Annotated in this window: 19 protein-coding genes and 1 pseudogene; 9 read left to right on the top strand and 11 right to left on the bottom strand. The window is 66.3% G+C overall.

What is annotated here, in order from left to right; genetic code table 11:
- Positions 1-60: 60 nt before the first annotated feature.
- On the top strand, positions 61-828 hold the full coding sequence (locus BLT16_RS02500) for a class I SAM-dependent methyltransferase (protein ID WP_089656951.1): 768 nt from the start codon (positions 61-63) through the stop codon (positions 826-828).
- A gap of 70 nt (positions 829-898) precedes the next feature.
- The gene (gene argC, locus BLT16_RS02495; protein ID WP_089656950.1) at positions 899-1,846 is read left to right on the top strand and encodes an N-acetyl-gamma-glutamyl-phosphate reductase; all 948 of its coding nucleotides are present in this window, start codon (positions 899-901) and stop codon (positions 1,844-1,846) included.
- A 94-nt stretch (positions 1,847-1,940) separates the two neighbouring features.
- Here the strand turns inward: argC and BLT16_RS02490 are convergent, their stop codons facing one another.
- Positions 1,941-3,581, bottom strand: a complete 1,641-nt coding sequence (locus tag BLT16_RS02490) for a C69 family dipeptidase (protein ID WP_218124394.1) — start codon at positions 3,579-3,581, stop codon at positions 1,941-1,943.
- A gap of 241 nt (positions 3,582-3,822) precedes the next feature.
- On the opposite strand from BLT16_RS02490, the gene BLT16_RS02485 reads away from it, so the two are divergent.
- Positions 3,823-4,716: a DMT family transporter gene (locus tag BLT16_RS02485; protein ID WP_089656948.1), complete on the top strand. Its 894-nt coding sequence runs from the start codon at positions 3,823-3,825 to the stop codon at positions 4,714-4,716.
- A 23-nt stretch (positions 4,717-4,739) separates the two neighbouring features.
- On the opposite strand, the gene BLT16_RS02480 is transcribed toward BLT16_RS02485, so the two are convergent.
- A complete protein-coding gene (locus tag BLT16_RS02480) occupies positions 4,740-5,528 on the bottom strand; it encodes an SDR family oxidoreductase (RefSeq protein WP_089656947.1) in 789 nt (262 codons plus the stop codon).
- Positions 5,529-5,597: 69 nt separating this feature from the next.
- Positions 5,598-6,470 carry a LysR family transcriptional regulator gene (locus tag BLT16_RS02475; RefSeq protein WP_089656946.1) on the bottom strand — a complete coding sequence of 291 codons (873 nt, stop codon included), beginning with the start codon at positions 6,468-6,470 and terminating at the stop codon, positions 5,598-5,600.
- Between the two features lie 103 nt (positions 6,471-6,573).
- Here BLT16_RS02475 and BLT16_RS02470 point away from each other — a divergent pair, with 103 nt between their 5' ends.
- From BLT16_RS02470 to BLT16_RS02450, 6 genes and pseudogenes are all read left to right on the top strand, one after another.
- On the top strand, positions 6,574-6,999 hold the full coding sequence (locus BLT16_RS02470) for a VOC family protein (protein ID WP_089656945.1): 426 nt from the start codon (positions 6,574-6,576) through the stop codon (positions 6,997-6,999).
- A gap of 51 nt (positions 7,000-7,050) precedes the next feature.
- Positions 7,051-7,173, top strand: a pseudogene (locus tag BLT16_RS20495) (NAD(P)-dependent alcohol dehydrogenase); the annotation flags it as partial.
- Between the two features lie 109 nt (positions 7,174-7,282).
- Entirely contained in the window at positions 7,283-7,750 is a 468-nt protein-coding gene (locus BLT16_RS02465) for a (2Fe-2S)-binding protein (RefSeq protein ID WP_089656944.1), read from the top strand.
- The gene (locus BLT16_RS02460) at positions 7,747-10,065 is read left to right on the top strand and encodes a xanthine dehydrogenase family protein molybdopterin-binding subunit (RefSeq protein WP_089656943.1); all 2,319 of its coding nucleotides are present in this window, start codon (positions 7,747-7,749) and stop codon (positions 10,063-10,065) included. The genes BLT16_RS02465 and BLT16_RS02460 overlap by 4 nt, the downstream gene beginning before the upstream one ends.
- Before the next feature lie 2 nt (positions 10,066-10,067).
- Entirely contained in the window at positions 10,068-11,057 is a 990-nt protein-coding gene (locus BLT16_RS02455; protein WP_089656942.1) for an XdhC family protein, read from the top strand.
- Positions 11,047-11,673, top strand: a complete 627-nt coding sequence (locus tag BLT16_RS02450) for a nucleotidyltransferase family protein (protein ID WP_089656941.1) — start codon at positions 11,047-11,049, stop codon at positions 11,671-11,673. The genes BLT16_RS02455 and BLT16_RS02450 overlap by 11 nt, the downstream gene beginning before the upstream one ends.
- 21 nt (positions 11,674-11,694) lie before the next feature.
- Here the strand turns inward: BLT16_RS02450 and BLT16_RS02445 are convergent, their stop codons facing one another.
- The 8 genes from BLT16_RS02445 to BLT16_RS02410 form a co-directional block, all read right to left on the bottom strand.
- Positions 11,695-12,468 carry an enoyl-CoA hydratase-related protein gene (locus tag BLT16_RS02445; protein ID WP_089656940.1) on the bottom strand — a complete coding sequence of 258 codons (774 nt, stop codon included), beginning with the start codon at positions 12,466-12,468 and terminating at the stop codon, positions 11,695-11,697.
- Between the two features lie 12 nt (positions 12,469-12,480).
- Complete coding sequence (locus BLT16_RS02440; protein ID WP_089656939.1) at positions 12,481-13,329, bottom strand: 3-hydroxybutyryl-CoA dehydrogenase; 849 nt, start codon at positions 13,327-13,329, stop codon at positions 12,481-12,483.
- A 238-nt stretch (positions 13,330-13,567) separates the two neighbouring features.
- A complete protein-coding gene (locus tag BLT16_RS02435) occupies positions 13,568-14,974 on the bottom strand; it encodes an MFS transporter (protein ID WP_089656938.1) in 1,407 nt (468 codons plus the stop codon).
- A gap of 159 nt (positions 14,975-15,133) precedes the next feature.
- Positions 15,134-15,727 (bottom strand): ABC-type transport auxiliary lipoprotein family protein, encoded by a 594-nt coding sequence (locus tag BLT16_RS02430; protein ID WP_089656937.1) that lies wholly within the window; start codon positions 15,725-15,727, stop codon positions 15,134-15,136.
- A complete protein-coding gene (locus BLT16_RS02425; RefSeq protein ID WP_089656936.1) occupies positions 15,724-16,665 on the bottom strand; it encodes an MlaD family protein in 942 nt (313 codons plus the stop codon). Before BLT16_RS02425 ends, BLT16_RS02430 begins: the two co-directional genes overlap by 4 nt.
- A gap of 3 nt (positions 16,666-16,668) precedes the next feature.
- Positions 16,669-17,481, bottom strand: coding sequence for an ABC transporter ATP-binding protein (locus tag BLT16_RS02420; protein WP_089656935.1), 813 nt, complete (start codon positions 17,479-17,481; stop codon positions 16,669-16,671).
- Positions 17,481-18,605, bottom strand: a complete 1,125-nt coding sequence (locus BLT16_RS02415; protein WP_089656934.1) for an MlaE family ABC transporter permease — start codon at positions 18,603-18,605, stop codon at positions 17,481-17,483. Before BLT16_RS02415 ends, BLT16_RS02420 begins: the two co-directional genes overlap by 1 nt.
- 79 nt (positions 18,606-18,684) lie before the next feature.
- Complete coding sequence (locus tag BLT16_RS02410; RefSeq protein ID WP_089656933.1) at positions 18,685-19,332, bottom strand: class I SAM-dependent methyltransferase; 648 nt, start codon at positions 19,330-19,332, stop codon at positions 18,685-18,687.
- Positions 19,333-19,362 lie beyond the last annotated feature (30 nt).

Genomic DNA, 19,362 nt, shown 5'->3' with positions numbered 1-19,362 from the left:
GGTCAGCATTTCTGCGCAGCTGCTATATTGCCCCGACCACACTACTGACGAGACTCGGCCATGACCACACCGCCGCATAACGCCCCAGGCCAGCACTGGAACGCCGAGGGTTACGCCCACAACGCCGACTTCGTGCCTACGCTCGGCAGTGAGGTGGTTAAGCTGCTGGCGCCGCAGGCCGGCGAGCGCATTCTCGACCTCGGCTGCGGCGACGGCGCCCTCACCGAACGCCTGGCCAAGCTCGGCGTCGATATCGTCGGCGTGGACGCTTCAGAAGCAATGGTCGAAGCGGCTCGTGAGCGGCGTATCACCGCCCAGGTGATCGACGCTCACCAGCTGCCGTTCGACCACGAGTTCGATGCCGTCTTCAGCAACGCTGCCCTTCACTGGATGCTCGAGCCCCAGGCGGTGATCGCCGGGATCAAGCGCGCGCTCAAGCCCGGCGGTCGTTTCGTTGCCGAGTTCGGCGGGCACGGCAACGTCGCCGCCATCTGCACCGCGCTGCTGGCGTCGCTGAAGTTCCGTGGCATCAGCGCCCGCGGTCGCCACCCCTGGTACTTCCCCACCGCCGCGGAGTACCGCCTGCTGCTGGAGAACGCCGGTTTCCGGGTCGAGGAGATCGCCCTGATTCCGCGCCCCACACCGCTGCCCACCGGCATGGCCGGCTGGCTCGAAACCTTTGCCAATCCCTTCCTCCACGGCCTCGACGAAGACGTGCGCGAAGCCGTGCTGGAGAATACCCTGACCCTGCTCGGCCACAGCCTGCGCGATAGCAGCGGCAACTGGAGCGCCGACTACGTGCGACTGAGGGTGCGCGCCCGAGTGTGACAAGGCGCCACGAAATCCGCACAATATCGGTTCGATCTCTCGATTCGTTCTCAGCGAGGCACCCCACCGCATGGCATTCAAGGTCTACGTAGACGGGCAGGAAGGCACCACCGGACTCCGGCTGTTCGAGTATCTCAACGCACGCTCCGACATCCAGCTGCTGCGCATCGACAGCGACAAGCGCAAGGATAATGCCGAGCGCGCACGCTTGCTGAATGCCGCCGACGTGGCGTTCCTGTGCCTGCCGGATGCCGCCTCACGCGAGGCCGCAGCGATGGTCGACAACCCCGACACCTGCCTGATCGATGCCAGCACGGCCTTCCGTACCGATCCCGCCTGGGTCTACGGCCTGCCCGAGCTGGCCCACGACCAGCGTGATGCGATCCGTTCGAGTAAGCGCATCGCCAACGTCGGCTGCCATGCCAGCGCGTTCATCCTGCTGGTTCGCCCGCTGGTGGACGCCGGCCTGCTACCGGCCGACTATCCGCTCTCGGCCTTCTCGCTGACCGGCTACAGCGGCGGCGGCAAATCACTGATCGCCGCCTACGAATCCGATCAAGCCGGCCAGCTGCAGGCGCCGCGGCCCTATGCCATGAACCTGGCCCACAAGCACCTGCCGGAGATGCAGCAGCACGGCCGCCTGGCCCAGCCGCCGGTGTTCTCACCGGTGGTCGGCCCCTTCCTCAAGGGGCTGGCGGTGACGGTGCCGCTGCACATTGACCGCCTGGGCGCCAACGCCAGTGCCGAGGCACTGCTCGCCGCCTACCGTGAGCGCTATGCCGACGAGCCCTTCGTCCGTGTGCACGCCTTCGACGACATGGCCAACCTCGACGGTGGCTTCTTCGACATCCAGGCCAGCAACGATACCAATCGCGTCGACCTGTTCGTGTTCGGTAATGCCGAACAGCTGTGCCTGGTATCGCGCCTCGACAACCTCGGCAAGGGCGCGGCCGGCTCCGCGGTACAGAACATGAACGTCCACCTCGGCCTCGACGAGACCATCGGCCTGGACGCCTGACCCGCTATCGCTAGGCTATGTACAAAAAGTCGGGCCGCGGTCATGACCCCACGGCCCGACTCTTAGAGCAGGTCAGTAGCTTTCGCCTACTCCATCAGTCGAGCGACGATTCGGCGTATTGCCCGTGCTGGCGAGGATACTCATCAAGTTCATCAGCATAGCAGTGGATCATCGCCCCCCAGCCATGTCTTGCCATCGGCTGGCTGGTGGCCGGCGCCGTTTCACCTTCTGCGACGTCACCTTCGGGCATGCGAATGCCATAGGTCTCGCGGGTCTGACGCTCCACGTCGCGCACGAGATCTTCGCCGAGTTCTAGACTAGCCAGTAGATGCTCGGCAGTACGCGTGGTAATGAACTGACGCGCCTGGGCATCGTCTCCCGCCTCGAACAGTTCCAGCGCCTGTGCCTCTACCTCGCCACGCTCATCCAGCAGCTGGCGTTCGAAGGTTTCAATTTCACCGGTCACTGGATGCAGGAAGTCTCGAGGATGCTCGCAGGTATGGTAGAGCAGACGCTTGAAGGTGCGGGTGGCGTAGCGTGTCGCCTCCAGGGGGCCGTAGTCCGGATCAAGGAAGTGCGAATCGGCATCCTTGGTCATATAGCGATGCTGCTTGAACTCCGGCGGCACATCTTCAGCGCCGATCGGGATTCCCACGAACGGCGTGGTAATGGCACTGGTCACTGCTACCCACAGGCTTTGCAACTCTGGGTGGGTTTCGGGGCGCAGTTCGGCGACCTGGCCATAGCCGCTGAAGTCGGTAGACCAGCGAGGATCGCGCACATAGGCCAGCATGTCCTCGAGCGTCAGCGGTCCCATCTCTTCCAGCTCGCGCTCGAGCGCCGGGGGGTTACGCGCCTCGGTGTAGAAGGCTGGGTAAAAGTCGCCCGGATCCTCGGCGGGAAATGCTTGGCCATAGGTCTCCTGGACGTTGAAATAATCGCCTTCGCCGTCCCACCAGCCTTGTTCGATGGCAAAGTCGACAAAGTTGTCCGAGGCCATGTAATCGTCAGACTGACCGGGGTCGGCGGGGAAATCATGAATATATCCCGGATACGAGACCCGTATTTGATCGGCACCCAGCCGCTCGGCTGCCCATAACCCCTGACCGCCGGCGAAATTGATGAATACCCAACCTTCCTCAGCGTCGGCAATCAGATGGGAGTTGCCACCATAGGTAGAGAAGCCGTGTTCATCGATCAGGCCACCGATGATCTCCACCGCTTCGCGCGCGCTTGACGCTCTCTCCATAGCGGCTTTGGCCAGATCACTGTACTGGGGGCCGGTCTGGGGCGTCTGCTCGGCAGCATCTTCCGACATCTCCACCAGCTCTGGCCTTGATGGCGCCCAGATATCGCGTGCCGCCACGCCCTTTTCATTCAACCCACCGTTGGTCAACGGCGGAGGGAAACCAGCAAACTCTGAATAGCTCGAGGAAATGTATTTATAGGTCGTCGACACTTGGGGAATATCGATCAGCTCACCGGGGATCCGCGCCTGGTCGGTCACGCCGACTTGCCAGGTCGCCCCCTCCGGATGCTGCTGCCGGGGAATGATCTCGAGCCAGTGACTGGAGGGCTCGTGGCCAAAGCCAGCCAGGTAGGTGCTGCCGCCCTCGGTCAGTTCACTGCCAACATAGATCCCGATACTTTTTTGATTAGGGTGCCCCATCTCGCCGGGTGATAATGTATCCGCCTGGGCGAAGCCAGCTGGCATCATGACGCCTAACGTCAGCATCCAGGCAAGCTCCCTCCTTCGATCAAAAGCCATTGAATTGACTCCATTTATTAGTGTTTGAGGGTACACACGAGTAGGCTCTTACCGTCAGCAATCCCGTTCAGCTTGTCAAATCGTGCCCCAGCGGGATATGTCAGCGCCACCAAGGACTGACGCCGCGATCACAAGCACTCGTTAGCGCGCTTTCTTTCTCGTCACGGCGGTCGTAAGCTGGGGTGTTTCCGATTCATAAGGACACGGCATGTCTCCCGCCGATACCCTGCGCCTGCTGCTGCTCTCCTCGCTGTGGGGGCTGTCGTTCATCTTCATGCGCGTGGCGGTGCCCGAATTCGGCCCGGTGCCGCTGGTGTTGGTGCGGATGGGTATCGGCGCCCTGCTGTTGATCCCGCTGCTGCTTGGCGCACGTTACCTGAGACTGGTTTGGCAACATAAGCGCCAGCTGTTCCTGCTCGGCTTCGTCAACCACGTGCTGCCATTCAGCCTGCTGGCGCTGGCCACCACCCGACTAGAGGCCGGCTTCACCTCGCTGATCAACGCCACCACGCCGATCTTCACCGCGCTTATCGGCGCGCTGTTCTTTACCACACCGGTGCGCCGCCAGCAGTACCTGGGCCTGGCGCTAGCCTTCGTTGGCGTCTACGTACTCTCCGCCAACCGGCTCGACTTCGCGCTGGGCGGCGACGGCTGGTTCATCCTCGCGGTACTCGGCGCCACCTTCTGCTACGGCATCGCCGGCAACTACTCCAAGACCCACCTCTCGCACCTGCCGGTGCGGGTACTGGCGGCGGGCAGTTCGGCGATGTCGGCGCTGATCCTGCTGATCCCCGGCCTGCTGCTGTGGCCCAGCGAGCCGATCAGCGGCCTGGCCTGGGCCAACGGCCTGGCGCTGGCGGTGCTAAGCACCACCGTGGCCTTCCTGCTCTACTTCGGTCTGCTCTCCAGCGCCGGCGCCACCGCCGCTTCGACGGTGACCTTCCTGGTCCCGGTCAGCGCCCTGCTGTGGGGCTATCTGCTGCTCGGCGAGGTGCTCAGCGTGCAGATCCTGATCGGCATGGCGATCACCCTCACCGGCACCGCCGTGGCCACCCAGATGGTGCGCCTCAGGCGGCGCGCGGTGCCCGCGCCGCCGCCCTGAAGAACGCCGATCCCGGCACTCTCTTAGAACGTGCCGGGATAATTACCACCATCGATCAGCAGGTTCTGGCCAGTGATGTAGCCGGCCTGAGCGCTGCACAGGAACGCACAGTAGCTGCCGAACTCCTCGGCATTGCCGAAGCGCTGGGCGGGAATCGCCTGGGCGCGTTTTTCACGCACCGCCTCCACCGGCTCGCCGGAGTCGGCAGCCACCTTGTCGAAGTTACCGGCCAGGCGCTGGGTATCGAAGGCGCCGGGCAGTAAATTGTTGATCGTCACATTGTTGCCGGCCAGTTGGGGCTGGCGGGCCAGCCCGGCGACGAAGCCGGTCAGCCCGCAGCGCGCACCGTTGGAGAGCCCGAGGATATCGATAGGCGCCTTGACCGCGGACGAGGTGATATTGACCACCCGCCCGAAGCCGCGCTGCGCCATGCCATCCACCGTGGCCTTGATCAGCTCGATGGGGGTGATCATGTTAGCGTCCAACGCATCAAGCCAGTCGCCGCGCTGCCAGTCGCGGAAGTCTCCCGGGGGCGGCCCACCGTTGTTGTTGACCAGGATATCCACCTGCGGGCAGGCGGCGAGCAGCGCATCGCGCACCTCTGGCGTACCGATGTCACCGGCCACGCAATGCACCACGATGCCGGCGTTGAGCTGGCGCAGCTGCTTGGCCGCGGCCTCGAGTTTCTCGGGGTTACGCGAATTGATCGCCAGATTGACCCCTTCGCGTGCCAGTGCCGCGGCACAGCCATAGCCTAGCCCTTGGCTGGCCGCACAGACGATGGCCCAGCGGCCGTTGATGCCTAGTTGCATGAGATGCTCCCGTTCGGATAGCCAGGCGTATCAGCCTAGCATCGATATGCAACAGCGTGACGAGGCGCGTCACGCCGAGCCTGCCACCCGTTCGATCAGCTCGGCCAGCGCCCAGGCCGGCTCGCTGACCTGCCCGCTGGCGCGCTGTACCAGGCCGATGTCGCGGTGGAAGGTATCGCTGCCCAGGTCGATGGCACGCACCGCCGCCGGCCACGGGCGAAGCGCCGCGGTTTCCGGCACCAGCGCTACACCGACGCGGTTGGCGACCAGCTCGACGATGGCCTCGAGCTCATCCACCTCGCAGACTTCGCGCACATTGAGGCGCTGCTCGCGCAGAAAGCGTTCGACCTGACGACCGCCGAACGACGCGCGGTCATAGCGCACGAAGGGCCGCTCGTTCAAGCACTCGCGCCAGTCGTCGCCGGCCTGCCCGGCGGGCACCAGCAGGCGGAAAGGCTCCCGCGCCAGGGTCGTCCAGCGCAGGTCGCTCTGCAGCGAGAACGGCGGGCGGATGCTGACCGCCATGTCGAGTTCGCCGGCATCGACCAGGTCGACCAGCTGCATCGAGAGGCCCGGCATCACCCGCGTGCGACAGCCGGGATAGTGGCGATGAAAGCGTGCCAGGGCGCTGGGCAGCAGGCCGCGCTGCACCGAGGCGATGGCCCCCACGCTGACCAGGGTCGACGCGACCTGGTCATCGGCGTCGGCGCCTAGGCTGGCGTACAGCCGCACCAGCTCCTGAGCCTGCAGCAGGGTATGGCGCCCGCGTGCATTGAGCCGCGCATTGCGCCCCTGGCGCTCGAACAGTGCGACGCCGAGAGTCGACTCCAGGCGCTTCATCTGGGCGCTCACCGCGGCCTGGGTCAGGCCGATGCGCTCGCCGGCGGCGGCAAAGGTGCCGGCCTCGGCCACGGCGATAAAGGTCTGCAGCTCACGCAGCATTGATCAATACTCTTTGTGTTTTATACAAAAATATATTGATTTTATTATAGCTTCTCCTCTCCTAGGCTGTGAGCCTGGCAATCACTTACAACAGGAGCCGACCATGAGCCTTTCCCCCTTTCACCTGGCCATTCCCGTACACGACCTGCCCGCCGCACGCACCTTCTACGGTGAGGTGTTCGGCCTGGAAGAGGGTCGCTCCAGCGAGCAGTGGGTCGACTTCAACTTCTACGGCCACCAGCTGGTGATTCACGAGCACCCCAAGACGTCCACCCAGGAGGGCGCGCACACCAACCCGGTGGACGGTCACGACGTGCCGGTGCCGCACTTCGGCATCATCCTCGAGTGGGAGCAGTGGGAGGCCCTGGCCGAACGCCTACGCGGCCGCAACACCGAGTTCGTGATCGAGCCCTACGTGCGCTTCAAGGGCGAGGTCGGCGAGCAGGCCACCATGTTCCTGCTCGACCCCTGCGGCAACGCCCTGGAATTCAAGGCCTTCAAGGACATGAGCCAGCTGTTCGCCAAGTGAGTCGTTGACTCAGGACGCCTGCAGCGGCGCGACCAACTCAGCTGACATCCCTGCGACATCGAGATGCTCGATATCCACGACATCAACGCGGCCTACCAGCGCATGGAGCAGGGCGACGTACGCTACCGCTTCGTCATCGACATGGCCTCCCTGAAGGCTGATAAGGCCGCTTGAACTGAGAGATGCCCGGCAATAGGCGGACTGCCGGGCATCGACTACCCTTGCCAGGACATGCGCAGTCGCGCAGCCTCACATAATAACGACGCGGTGAGGAGAGAACCTCATGGTCACCCTGACGATCAACGGTCGGCAGCATGAACTCGACGTGCCCGAGCAGATGCCGCTGCTATGGGCGCTACGCGATGTGGTGCGGCTGACCGGCACCAAGTTCGGTTGCGGCATCGCCCAGTGCGGCGCCTGCACCGTACATCTCGATGGCGAAGCGGTGCGCGCCTGCGTCACGCCGGTCTCCCAGGCCCAGGACCGCGAGATAACCACCATCGAAGGCATCGCCGATGACGCCGTCGGCAGCCGCGTGCAGCGCGCCTGGCTGGAGCTCGGCGTCGCCCAGTGCGGCTACTGCCAGAGCGGCCAGATCATGGGTGCCGCGGCCCTGCTCAAGCAGACCGCGAGCCCTAGCGACGAACAGATCGTCGAGGCCATGGACGGCAACCTGTGCCGCTGCGGGACCTACTCGCGCATCCGCCAGGCGATTCATCGCGCCGCCGAGCACGGGGAGGAGTCGGCATGACCACTCATCGCGACACCCTGCTGCTGGCCAACGTCAGCCGCCGCCACGTGCTCAAGGGGCTGGCCGCGTCCAGCGCCCTGGTCATCGCCGCCCGCTGGTCGCCGCTGCTGGCCGACGATGAAGCGAGCTATGGCGCCGAGGCCATGCCCCACGGCTGGGTCGACGATCCCAACGTGTTCATCCGCATCGACGAGGATGGCACGGTCACCGTGGTCAACCACCGCGCCGAGATGGGGCAAGGGATCCGTACCAGCCTGGTGATGGTCGCCGCCGACGAACTTGGCGCCGACTGGCAGCAGGTGAAGGTCGAGCAGGCCCCCGGCGACGAGGAGACCTACGGCAATCAGAACACCGACGGTTCGCGCAGCATGCGTCACGCCTTCGACCCGATGCGCCGCGCCGCCGCCGCGGCCCGCACCATGCTCGAGCAGGCCGCCGCCGAGCAGTGGCAGGTCCCGGTCGACGAGTGCCAGGCCGGCGTGCATGTGGTGATCCATGCAGCCAGCGGCCGCGAGCTCGGCTTCGGCGAACTGGCCGCCGCGGCTAGCCAACTGCCGGTACCCGAGCGCGACAGCCTGACCCTCAAGCCCCGCAACGAGTGGCGCTATATCGGCCGCGACAACGTCGCCGACGACGTCCCGCTGGCCATCGACGGCGAGGATATCGTCACCGGTCGCGCCCGCTACGGCGCCGATATTCACCTCGACGACATGCGCTATGCGGTGATCGCCCGACCGCCGGTCTACGGCGCACAGCTCGCAAGCGTCGACGACTCGGCGGCGCTGGAGGTGCCTGGCGTGGTGCGCGTCGTCGAGGTGCCGGGCGTGGGGCAGCCGGCTGGCTTCGCCCCGCTGGGCGGCGTGGCGGTGATCGCCGAGAACACCTGGGCGGCGATCCAGGGCCGCGATGCCCTCGACATCGAGTGGGACCTGGACGCCGCCGGCGACAACGCCGACTACGACAGTGACGCCTACCGTGAGGCGCTGGAGCAAGCCGCCACCGCGGCCGGCCGGGTGATCCGCGAACGCGGCGATATCGACGCCGCCCTGGATCAGGCCGAGCAGCACCTCGAAGCGACCTACTACATGCCGCATATGGCCCAGGCACCCATCGAGCCCCCGGTGGCACTGGCCCGGATCGTCGATGGCAAGGCCGAAGTCTGGGCCCCGGTCCAGCATCCCCAGGCCGCCCGTGAGGGCATTGCCGAGCAGCTCGGCATCGCCCTCGAGGACGTGACCGTCCACGCCACCCTGCTGGGCGGCGGATTCGGTCGCAAGTCCAAGCCCGACTTCATGCTCGAGGCGAGCTACCTCAGCCAGGCGCTGGACGGCCGCCCGGTGCGCGTGCAGTGGACTCGCGAGGACGACCTCCACCACGCCTACTTCCATGCCGTCTCGGTGGATCGGCTGGAGGCCGGCCTCGATACAGAGGGCAAGGCGCTGGGCTGGCGTCACCGCACCCTCTCGCCGAGCATCGCCTCGCTGTTCGCCCCGGACCCGGAGCACAAGCAGGACTTCGAGCTCGGCATGGGCTTCACCACCGTGCCCTTCGATATCCCCGCCATGCGCCTGGAGAACCCCGACGCCTCGGCGCATGTGCGGATCGGCTGGTTCCGCGCCGTCTACAACCTCCCCCACGCCTTTGCCATCCAGAGCTTCGCCGCCGAGATGGCCGCCGCCGCCGGCCGCGACCATCGCGACTATCTGCTCGAGCTGCTGGGGCCGGCGCGCCAGATCGACCCGCGCGACGTCAACGATAGCTGGAACTACGGCGAGGACCCGGCGCGCTACCCCATCGATATCGGCCGCCTGCGCGGAGTGATCGAGCGCGCCACCGAAGCCGCCGAGTGGCAGCGTGAGCGCCCTGCGGGGCGCGGCCTTGGGCTGGCCGTGCATCACAGCTTCGCCGCCTATGCCGCCGTGGTCTTCGACGTGGCGGTCAACGATGCCGGCGAGGTGACGATTCACAGCGCCGATATCGCCTTCGACTGCGGACCGCAGATCAATCCGGAGCGCATTCGTTCACAGATGGAAGGCTCGTGCATCATGGGCATCGGCATCGCCCTGCACAGCGAGATCACCGCCCGCGAGGGGCGCATTGAGCAGGACAATTTCCATCAGTTTCGGATTACCCGCCTCTCGCACACCCCACACGAGATTCGCGTGCACCTGATCAATGACGACCCCGAGCTAGCGCTGGGTGGCGTCGGCGAGCCGGGCCTGCCGCCGGTGGCACCGGCGCTGTGCAATGCGATCTACGCCGCCACCGGCAAGCGCATCCGGCGCCTGCCGGTGGGCGATCAGTTGGCGGGGTGAGCATGCAGCAGCTCGACCTGCAGGTGATCGAGCGGGCCCTGAGCTGGGCCCGCGACGGCGAGGCGGTGTGGCTGTGCACGGTCCTCGCCACCTACGGTTCAGCGCCGCGAGCCCCGGGGGCACTGCTGGCGGTGTGCGGCGAGGGTCGCCATGTCGGTTCGCTGTCCGGCGGCTGCGTCGAGGAGGACTTCCTCGAGCGCCTCCAGTGCGGCGAGTTCGACGCCCCGGTGACCACCCTGCGCTACGGCGGTGGCAGCGAGGATGGCGGCGTCGATGCCCCGCACGTCAGCCTGCCGTGTGGCGGCATCCTCGACGTGCTGGTCGAACGCCTGCCCGCGACTGCCGAGACCCTGGTGCATCTGGAGGTGTTCCACGCCACCCTGCTGGGCCAGCGCCCACTGCTGCGCTGCGTCGATCTCGACGACGGGCGGCGCCACTTCCTGAGCGACGACGGCACCGGGCCGCGGGTGGTTCACGACCCGCAGCGGCGCACGGTCCAGCTGCGCATCGGCCCCGCGGCGCGCTTGATCATCGCCGGCTTGTCGCCGGTTTCCGAGGCCTGCGCGCGCTTCGCCCAGAGCCTCGGCTTCGAGGTGATACTGTGCGACCCCCGCGACGCGCTGCATCGCGATATCGCCCTCGACGGCATCGAGCTGCAGCGGGTCTTGCCATCGCAGTTCATCGCCTCCGGCGCCTGCCACGCCGCCACCGCCGTCGTCGCCCTGACCCATGATCCGCGCATCGACGACCTGGCGATGATCGAAGCAGTGCGCACCCCAGCGTTCTATATCGGCGTGATGGGCTCGGCGCGCACCTCCCAGGCGCGTGCCGAGCGTCTGCGCCGTTCCGGCGGCCTGAGCGACGCCGATATTGCCCGCCTGCACATGCCCATCGGCCTCGACCTAGGCAGCAAGGCGCCAGCGGAGATCGCCCTGGCGGTGATGGCCGATGTCCTTCGCGTGCAGCGCGGCAAGGCCCGCGATGAACTCTAAGCCGCCCCCCTCCACCCCCTGTGTGGCGATCATCATGGCCGCCGGCTATTCGCGGCGCTTCGGCGCCCAGGACAAGCGCCGCGCCCAGCTGACCGGCGAGCACACCCTGCTCGCCGCAACGCTGGGGAACGCGCAGCGGGCGTTTCCCCTGCTGCGCGTCGTGCTGCGTGAAGACGACGACCCACAGCGCCTGGGGCTACCTGCCACCACGCCGATCATCCGCGCGCCCCGCGCCGAGCGCGGCCTGGGCGCCAGCATCGGCGATGCCGTGGCGGCGCTGAACGGTGATCGCGAGCTAGATGGCGTTGTTGCCGCTGCGGTGCTGCTCGGCGATATGCCGGTGATCTCCCCCGCCACGCTGAGGCAGCTACAAGGCCAAGCCGACGCCGCGACCATCCTACGCCCCAGCCATGCAGGCCGGCCCGGTCATCCGGTGCTGTTCGGGCGGGAGGTGTGGCCCGAGCTGGCGGCACTGGACGGCGACCAGGGCGCCCGCGAGGTGATCCGTCGGCATCGCCATCGCTATCGGGAGATAGCGGTCAGCGATGCCGGCGTGTGCCGCGATATCGACAGCCCCGATGAGCTGCAGGGCTGGATAGCAGAGGACCGCCGCTAGGCGGTTGCCGCTGGCCGCCGCTCAGAAATTAGGCTTGCGCTTGTCGACGAAGGCGCCCATGCCCTCGCGCTGCTCATCGCCGGCGAAGGCCAGCGCGAACAGGCTCGCCTCCAGCGCCAGGGCGCTGTCGAGGTCCTGCTCGAGGCCATCGTGGACCGCCTGCTTGGCGCTGCGCACCGCCTGGGGGCCGTTGCCGGCGAGCTGCTTGGCGAGACGCTCGACGTAGGCGTCGAGCTCGGCCTGGGGCATCACCTGGTTGACCAGGCCAATACGCAGCGCCTCCTGGGCGTCGATCTTGCGCCCGGTGGTGACCAGATCCAGCGCCATGGCCGGGCCGACCCGACGCGGCAGACGCTGGGTGCCGCCAAAGCCGGGGATCACCCCCAGCGCCACCTCGGGCTGGCCGAAGATGGCGTTGTCGCTGGCTACCGCCCAGTCGCAGGCCAGCGCCAGCTCGCAGCCGCCGCCCAGGCAGAAGCCGTTGACCAATGCCACCACCGGCACCGGCAGCCGCTCGAGACGCTTCAGCGTGGCCAGACCGCGCTGGGCGAAGTCCCGCGCCTGGGCGGCGCTCAGCTCGCGCATCTCGGTAATATCGGCGCCGGCGACGAAGGCCTTGTCGCCGGCGCCGGTGATCACTACCCCGCGCAGGCCAGGATCGGCCTCGAGGGCGTCGAGCTCGGCGGCCAGGGCATCGAGCAGCGCGCTGTTGAGCGCGTTCAGTGCCTTGGGCCGATTGACGGTAAGGCAGACCAAGCCGTGGCGTTCGCTGCGTTCGATCAGGTTATCGCTCATGACGCTCTCCGCTCACTCGTAGATATGGAAACCGCGGCCGCTCTTGCGGCCCAGATAGCCGGCGGCGACCATGCGCCGGAGCAGCGGGCAGGGGCGGTACTTGGGATCGCCGAAGCCCTGCTGCAGCACTTCCATGATCGCCAGGCAGACGTCGAGACCGATCAGGTCGGCGAGGGCCAGCGGCCCCATCGGGTGGGCGGCGCCGAGCTTCATGCTGGCATCGATGTCCTCGGCGCTGGCCACGCCCTCCTGGAGCAGGAAGGCCGCCTCGTTGATCATCGGCACCAGCAGGCGGTTGACGGCGAAGCCGGGGGCGTCGGCGATCAGCACCGCGGTCTTACCGAGGCGCTCGGCGAGGTCTTGCACCGCTTCCACGGTAGCATCCGAGGTCTGCTCGGCGCGGATCACCTCGACCAGCTTGAGCACCGGCACCGGATTGAAGAAGTGCATGCCGACCACCCGCTCGGGGCGCTCGCACATGGCGGCTAGCCGGGTCAGCGACAGCGACGAGGTGTTGGAGGCAAGAATGGCATTCGGCGCCAGGGCGTCGAGATCGCGGAACAGCCGCTCCTTGAGCTCGGGGCTCTCCGGCGCCGCCTCGATGATCACCTGGCAGCCGGCCAGGGCATCCAGCGCGGTGCTGGCGGTCAGGCGCGCCAGGGCGGCCTGGCGATCACCGTCATCGAGTTTCTCTTTGTCGACCAGCTTGGCCAGGCGCTTGTCGATGGCCGCCTGGCCGCGCTCCAGGGACGCCTCGGCAACGTCGCACAGCACCACCTCGAAACCGCTGGTCATGGCCACCTGGGCAATCCCCTGGCCCATGGTCCCGGCGCCGACTACGCCGATCGTCATATCGCTCATCGCTCGCTCCTGTTGCACTGCATATAAGGCTCTAACATAAGCCCTTTGCAACGTCTTGCCCAGGCGGCGAGCAAGCGGCGCTATTGCAGGTAGACAGCACCGCTCAGAACTATTCCGTCGACAGGCCTACGAGGAGGCGCTGTAAACCCTTCCCTGGGCGCTACCTACACCGTCCCTGGTGTAGAACCTCCTCTTCGGCCTGTCCCCGGCGTTCTTCGCTTAGAGGCGACTAGCGCGCTTAACTCCTCGTGTCTGACTCTCCTTGGGGGTCGTCGCCATGCGGGCCGGCTTCGGCATCGACGTCGAAGTAGTCGATATGCACCGCGTCCTCGCGGGGCGGCCCAACCAGCGCCTCGGCCACCTCGACGTCGGGCACCAGGTCGGAGAGATCCTCGACATGCTCGTGCTCGATAGCGCCCTGCACTTGCTCCTCGGTCACCCCCAGCTCGGCCCCAACGGCGGTCATCGGCGTGCTCGGCGCGAACGGGGCCACCGGTAGCGGCGCCGGGCGCACGCTGCGCCGCCAGATGAAGAATGCCACCAGCATCAGCCCTAGCCCGCCCAGCGACCAGAACAGTCCGCCGTCGCCCACCGCACTCATCACCGGGGTGATCAGCGGCGGGCTGAGCGTCGAGCCGATGGCGTTGATCAGCAGCAAGCCCTGGCTCATGCGTACCAGGGCGCCGGCCGGGGCACGGTCGGCGGCATGGCTGACCGCCACCGGATAGAGCGCGAATACCCCACCGCCGAGCAGGAACAGCAGCCCAGCCAGCAGCCAGGTATTGAGCGGCAGCCACAGCATGCCGGCCGAGATCACTACGCAGAACACGCCGATCAGAATCAGTACCTGCTGGCGGTCGTGGCGATCCGACCAGCGGCCGATGGGGTACTGCAGCAGCATGGCGCCGACCACCACCACCGCCATCATCTGGCCGATCTGGTTGACCGACAAGCCCACCCGCTGCAGGTAGAGCGGCAGCAGGCTATAGATCGCCGCCACCAGTAGCCCTGAACCGAAGCTGCCCACCACCCCGGTGGGGGTCACTACCATCAGGCGCCACGGTGAGAGCGGTTCGGCGTGCTCGATCAGCGGCGACACCCGCGGAATCATCGCCATCGGTAGCACCGACAGCGCCGCCAGCATGCCCACCACCATGAACGGCTGGGTGACCCCGGCGGCGTCGGTAACCCCCAGCAGCAGCTGGCCAATGGCGCCGGCGGCGTAGAGCGAGATCATGTACATCGCCAGCAGTCGGCCGCGCACCTTCTGGTCGCCGGAGGTCAGCAGCCAGCTCTCGATCACCAGGTACACGCCCACCGTGGCCCAGCCACCGATCAGGCGCAGCACGAACCAGGCGTAGGCGTCCAACCACAGGCCCTGCAGCAGCACGGTGACGGCGACGATCGAGGCGAAGCAGCCATAGGCGCGGATATGCCCGATGCGCAGCAGCAGCCGGTCGTTGAACACCGCGCCTAGCGCCAGGCCAATGAAGTAGGCCGAGGAGACCCACCCGATGACTACCGGCGAGTAGCCGGCATCGTCGAGGCGCAGGGTAATGAGGGTGGCGAGGAAGCCGTTGCCGATACCGAGGATGAACAATCCCAGCAGCGGCGCCAGCGCCATGGAAAGGAGTTGCCGCGACATGAAATCAGCCTCACAGGCATGAGAATCAACAGGAAAAAGGGTGGCAGACAACGCCGATGAATGCCTGCCGTGCCAGCCGCGTGCAGGGAGACGCGGGGCAATATACACCCGACCCTAAAGAAGTCAATGACCGCTTGAGGAAAGCATCAAGGCGCCCAGCTACTCGGCCACCGTCCACTCCACCAACTCGCTGGAGAGTCGCTCAGTGGCACGCCAGAGGGCCATCACGGCCTGCTCGACGGAGGCATCCCCGAGCGCATCACGCACCTCGAAACGCCGACTGTCGGCCAGGCGGTTGGCGGCGAGATCGATCAACTGGGCGTCGAACACGATCAATGCCTCAGGTTCGCCCTGCTCATACTGAATCCGATAGGCACGCAGCTGTCCGCCCAGCGCCAGGTCCGCGGCAACGCCCTGCTGGTCGGAGACCACCCGCGCCAGGCGTCCGTCACGCTGGAAGGCGTCCATCAAGTGGTCGCGCAGCATTACCGGCACCGGGGCGCTCCAGCGTGCCTGGCCATAGCTCTTGAGGGAGATCGGGTCCGGCGCCACCACGATATCCATGCCGCCCTGCACCTCATCCACGGCAGGCCTGGCTACCCGCAACACCCGCTCGCTGGCCGGTGCCTGGCTGGCGGTAAGCTGCGAGGCGGGCAACTGGTAAACCTGCCTTGGCTCACGCTCGGGAAACACGGTGCAGCCGGCGAGCAGCAGCGTCGCCAGAACGCCGAGAATGGCGATGACGGCTCTCATGGGTTGAACTCCGGTAAGCGCTCGCGCCCCAGCATGTAGCCGGCCGGGTCGCCTTCGAATTGACGCGTGGTGCGTTCGATCGCATTGACCGCATCGCGAAAATCGCGAATCGCCGGTTCCAGTGCGTGCACGCCCTGCAGGCCCTGCTCGAGGGAGCCGCGATTGTCGTTGATGATCTCATCCACCGAGGCGATCACGCCATCCAGGCGCCGCATGGTATCCGACACGCTGCGCATCGCCTCTTCACCATGCACGTCCAGCAGCCGATTGGTGTCCAGAATCAGGCCATCGAGATTTTCGAGTGCCCGGTTAGCCGAAGCGGAGGCCTGTGCCAGATTGTCCATCGCCAATCCCGCCTGCTGCTGGTTCTCGGTAGCGAAGCGGCTGACCTCTTCGAGGTGGCGCAGTAGCGAGGAAACGCTGCTGGCGTTCTCTTCGGAGAACATCTGGTTGACGTTGTCGATCAGCGCATTGACGCCCCCCATCGACTCTTCCCAATTGGCACGTAGGCGGGCAAACGGCGACGGCTCGGCGATGATCACTGGCACCTCGCCCTCCCGCTCGGCCACCAGGGGCGGCCCGCTCAAGGAGTCGGTGCTCAGTTGGATATGCGCCGAGCCGGTAATATTGGTCATGGCGATGCGCGCCTGAGTGTCGGTAGTGACCGGCGTATCCGCCGACACCGTGATGCGCGCAATGACCTGAGTCGGGTCGGCCTCATCGAGCCGCAGGCGGCTCACCGAGCCAACGCGCAGGCCGTTGTACTCGACGCGGCTGCCGTCGGACAGACCGCTCACCGCCTCCTGGAAGACCACGTCGATCGCCAGTGTCTCGCGCTCATCGCCAAACCTGGCCAGCCACAGGCCGAACAGCGCAATGGCGGCGATCAGCAGCAGGGTAATGCCACCGATCATGATGTGATTGGCACGTGGCTCCATCGCTCAAGCCTCCCTCGTGGCATGTGCGGCCAACTGGGCACTGCGCCCACGCGGACCATGGAAGTAGTCGCGAACCCAGGCGTCATCGGTCTGTGCGACGACGCTGAGCGTGTCGGCGACCAGCACCCGCTTGCCGGATAGGACAGCGATCCTGTCGCAGGCGGTGTAGAGGGTATCCAGGTCGTGGGTCACCAGGAAGACCGTCAAGCCAAAGGCGTTTCTCAGCGTCAGCAGCAGCTGGTCGAAGGCAGCGGCACCGATGGGGTCGAGCCCGGCGGTGGGCTCGTCGAGAAACAGGATGTCGGGGTCCAGGGCCAGCGCCCTGGCCAGGGCGGCACGCTTGATCATGCCCCCGGAAAGCTCGGATGGCGCTAGCCTTCCGGCATGTGGCGGCAATCCGACCAGCGCCAGCTTGACCTCGGCCAGATGCTCGGCCTCTGCACGCGGCAGCTGCAGGTGCTCGCGCAGCGGCAGCGCCACGTTCTGGGTTACATTCAGTGAAGAGAACAGCGCGCCCTGCTGGAAGAGCACGCCACAGCGCCTCTCCAGCAGCACGCGACGGCGCTCCGAAAGCTGATCGAGTTGCTCGCCCAGCATGCTCACTTCGCCACCGCTGGGCCGCAGCAAGCCGACGATGCTTCTCAGCAGCACCGACTTGCCGCTACCGGAGCCGCCTACCACGCCCAGGATCTCGCCGGGCATCACATCCAGGTCGAGCCGGTCGTGCACCACATGCTCGCCGAAGCGATTCTGTAGCCCACGCACCTGGATGATTGGCTCCCCCGGCTCAAGTGGCCCCTCGCGTCGTTCGCTCATCACCAGCCCATCTCCATGAAGAACAGCGCCGCCAGGGCATCGACCAGAATCACCACGAAAATGCTCTGCACTACGCTCGAGGTGGTGTGCTGGCCCACCGACTCGGCGCTACCGCTGACGCGAAACCCCTCACGGCAGCCAATCACGGCAATCAGAAACGCAAACAGCGGGGCCTTGCCCATGCCTACCAGGAAGTGCTGCAGCGGCACATCGCGGTAGATGGCCATGATCCGGCCCAGCGGGATGTCGAGGGCCAGCAGCGCCACCAGGCCGCCTCCCAGCAACCCCGACACCAGGCCGACAAAGGCCAACAGCGGCAAGGTGATCAGCAGCGCAAGGACCCGCGGCAGGACCAGCCATTCGGCCGGATCGAAGCCCTGGACGCGCAGCGCGTCGATCTCCTCGTTGACCTTCATCGAACCGATCTGGGCGGTGAAGGCACTGGCGGTCCTGCCAGCCACCAGAATCGCCGCCAGCAGCACGCCAAATTCACGCATGAAGGAGTAGGCTACCAGATCGACGGTGTAGACACTGGCACCAAAGGCATCGAGCACCGTGGCGCCGAGGAACGCCACTACCGCGCCGATCATGAAGGTCAGCAGGGCCACGATCGGCAGCGCGTTCAAGCCGGTATACTGGATTTGGCTCATCAGTGCATTCATCCGCCAACGACGGGGGCGCCATATCAGCCGCGCCGCGATGGCCAATGTCAGCCCGATGAACCCCAACAGGCCGACGAGGTTCTGAAGATGCAGCTGGACCGCCTGGCCGATACGCGCCAGCCCATCGGTGAGCGCTGACGGAGCGCGCTGCTCGGGCTGCTGCTGGACCTTGTCCAGCGCATCACAGACCGTACGCAGCAGCGCACGCCGCTCGGCGCTGAGCGACCTATCGCCATCGGCCACCAGGCGCAATCGCTCGACCCCGAGCAGCCGGGCAAACAGCACCACACCCGCGGTGTCCAGCCTCAGTACCTGATCCAGCTCAAGGGCCTCGGCGCCCCGATTGCGCTCGACTTCCCCACACAGCGTCGCATAGTGAACCAGCGTCCAGTCGCCGGTCGCCACCAGGCACTGGCCCGCATGCCCCTGCTGCAGCGCGCCTGGCGTACCGTCTGATTGCATCGCTACTCCCTAAGGGATTGCCTATTAGCACTCTATCATGTCAGCCCACTGCGCCCACCCGGTGAGTCCGAGGATTGCCCTAGCGGCCCTTATGCAGCAGCGCCACGTCGGAGGCCGGAAAGCGCACCGAGAGGCCATGGGTAGAGGCGAACCAGCTCAGGGTGGCCTCACTGTAGTAACCAATGTGCGTGGGATCGAGAATATAGTGCCAGTCGCCGAAGGCGGCATGTCCTGTGGGCCGCTTGGTCATCAGCCCCAGCCAGCCTCCCGGCCGCAGCAGTCCCACCAGCCGAGCCAATTCACGCCCCGGCGCCGCCAGGTGCTCGACCACCTCAGTGGCCGTAATAAAGTCATACTGCCCCGTCAACACTGTCGTGTCCGGCGCATAGTAAGGATCGTAGATCGCCATTGGATGGCCGGCCTCCTCAAACATCACCGACAGCGTCGGTCCCGGCCCGCTACCGAAGTCTAGGCCGCAGGCCCCAGGAACGAGCTCGGCGATCAGCGGCGTATACAGCCGTGAGAGAAAACGCCGGTAGCCGGCATCCGCGGGGGAGTTCTGGTGCTGGTCGTAGACCGCACGCTCCGCCTGCGGCGCCAGATGAAAGGCCGCCGGCACGAAGATCAGCGCACAGCGCGGGCACTGCAGATAGTCACGCCGGGTGTCGCGGTGATAGTGGCCGCAGGGGCCGGCGGCGCACAGGGGGCAAATCGGTGGTTCGCTCATCGGGCGGTCTCGGTGCTGGCATCATCGGCC

Source organism: Franzmannia pantelleriensis (assembly GCF_900102875.1).
GTDB classification, from domain to species: Bacteria; Pseudomonadota; Gammaproteobacteria; order Pseudomonadales; family Halomonadaceae; genus Franzmannia; species Franzmannia pantelleriensis.
The sequence above is the reverse complement of the archived record's forward strand: the minus strand, read 5'-3'. Positions and strand labels throughout refer to the sequence as shown.

Excerpts from the sequence above, each read along its gene's own strand:
- BLT16_RS02420 (WP_089656935.1), bottom strand. The coding sequence starts at position 17,481 with ATGAGCGAACGACGCGAGGGGCCACTTGAGCCGGGGGAGCCAATCATC.
- BLT16_RS02470 (WP_089656945.1), top strand. The coding sequence starts at position 6,574 with ATGAGCCTTTCCCCCTTTCACCTGGCCATTCCCGTACACGACCTGCCC.
- BLT16_RS02430 (WP_089656937.1), bottom strand. The coding sequence starts at position 15,727 with ATGAGAGCCGTCATCGCCATTCTCGGCGTTCTGGCGACGCTGCTGCTC.
- BLT16_RS02500 (WP_089656951.1), top strand. The coding sequence starts at position 61 with ATGACCACACCGCCGCATAACGCCCCAGGCCAGCACTGGAACGCCGAG.
- BLT16_RS02425 (WP_089656936.1), bottom strand. The coding sequence starts at position 16,665 with ATGGAGCCACGTGCCAATCACATCATGATCGGTGGCATTACCCTGCTG.
- BLT16_RS02445 (WP_089656940.1), bottom strand. The coding sequence starts at position 12,468 with ATGAGCGATAACCTGATCGAACGCAGCGAACGCCACGGCTTGGTCTGC.
- BLT16_RS02480 (WP_089656947.1), bottom strand. The coding sequence starts at position 5,528 with ATGCAACTAGGCATCAACGGCCGCTGGGCCATCGTCTGTGCGGCCAGC.
- BLT16_RS02435 (WP_089656938.1), bottom strand. The coding sequence starts at position 14,974 with ATGTCGCGGCAACTCCTTTCCATGGCGCTGGCGCCGCTGCTGGGATTG.
- argC (WP_089656950.1), top strand. The coding sequence starts at position 899 with ATGGCATTCAAGGTCTACGTAGACGGGCAGGAAGGCACCACCGGACTC.
- BLT16_RS02460 (WP_089656943.1), top strand. The coding sequence starts at position 7,747 with ATGACCACTCATCGCGACACCCTGCTGCTGGCCAACGTCAGCCGCCGC.
- BLT16_RS02490 (WP_218124394.1), bottom strand. The coding sequence starts at position 3,581 with ATGCTGACGTTAGGCGTCATGATGCCAGCTGGCTTCGCCCAGGCGGAT.
- BLT16_RS02455 (WP_089656942.1), top strand. The coding sequence starts at position 10,068 with ATGCAGCAGCTCGACCTGCAGGTGATCGAGCGGGCCCTGAGCTGGGCC.
- BLT16_RS02485 (WP_089656948.1), top strand. The coding sequence starts at position 3,823 with ATGTCTCCCGCCGATACCCTGCGCCTGCTGCTGCTCTCCTCGCTGTGG.
- BLT16_RS02475 (WP_089656946.1), bottom strand. The coding sequence starts at position 6,470 with ATGCTGCGTGAGCTGCAGACCTTTATCGCCGTGGCCGAGGCCGGCACC.
- BLT16_RS02440 (WP_089656939.1), bottom strand. The coding sequence starts at position 13,329 with ATGAGCGATATGACGATCGGCGTAGTCGGCGCCGGGACCATGGGCCAG.
- BLT16_RS02410 (WP_089656933.1), bottom strand. The coding sequence starts at position 19,332 with ATGAGCGAACCACCGATTTGCCCCCTGTGCGCCGCCGGCCCCTGCGGC.
- BLT16_RS02415 (WP_089656934.1), bottom strand. The coding sequence starts at position 18,605 with ATGCAATCAGACGGTACGCCAGGCGCGCTGCAGCAGGGGCATGCGGGC.
- BLT16_RS02465 (WP_089656944.1), top strand. The coding sequence starts at position 7,283 with ATGGTCACCCTGACGATCAACGGTCGGCAGCATGAACTCGACGTGCCC.
- BLT16_RS02450 (WP_089656941.1), top strand. The coding sequence starts at position 11,047 with ATGAACTCTAAGCCGCCCCCCTCCACCCCCTGTGTGGCGATCATCATG.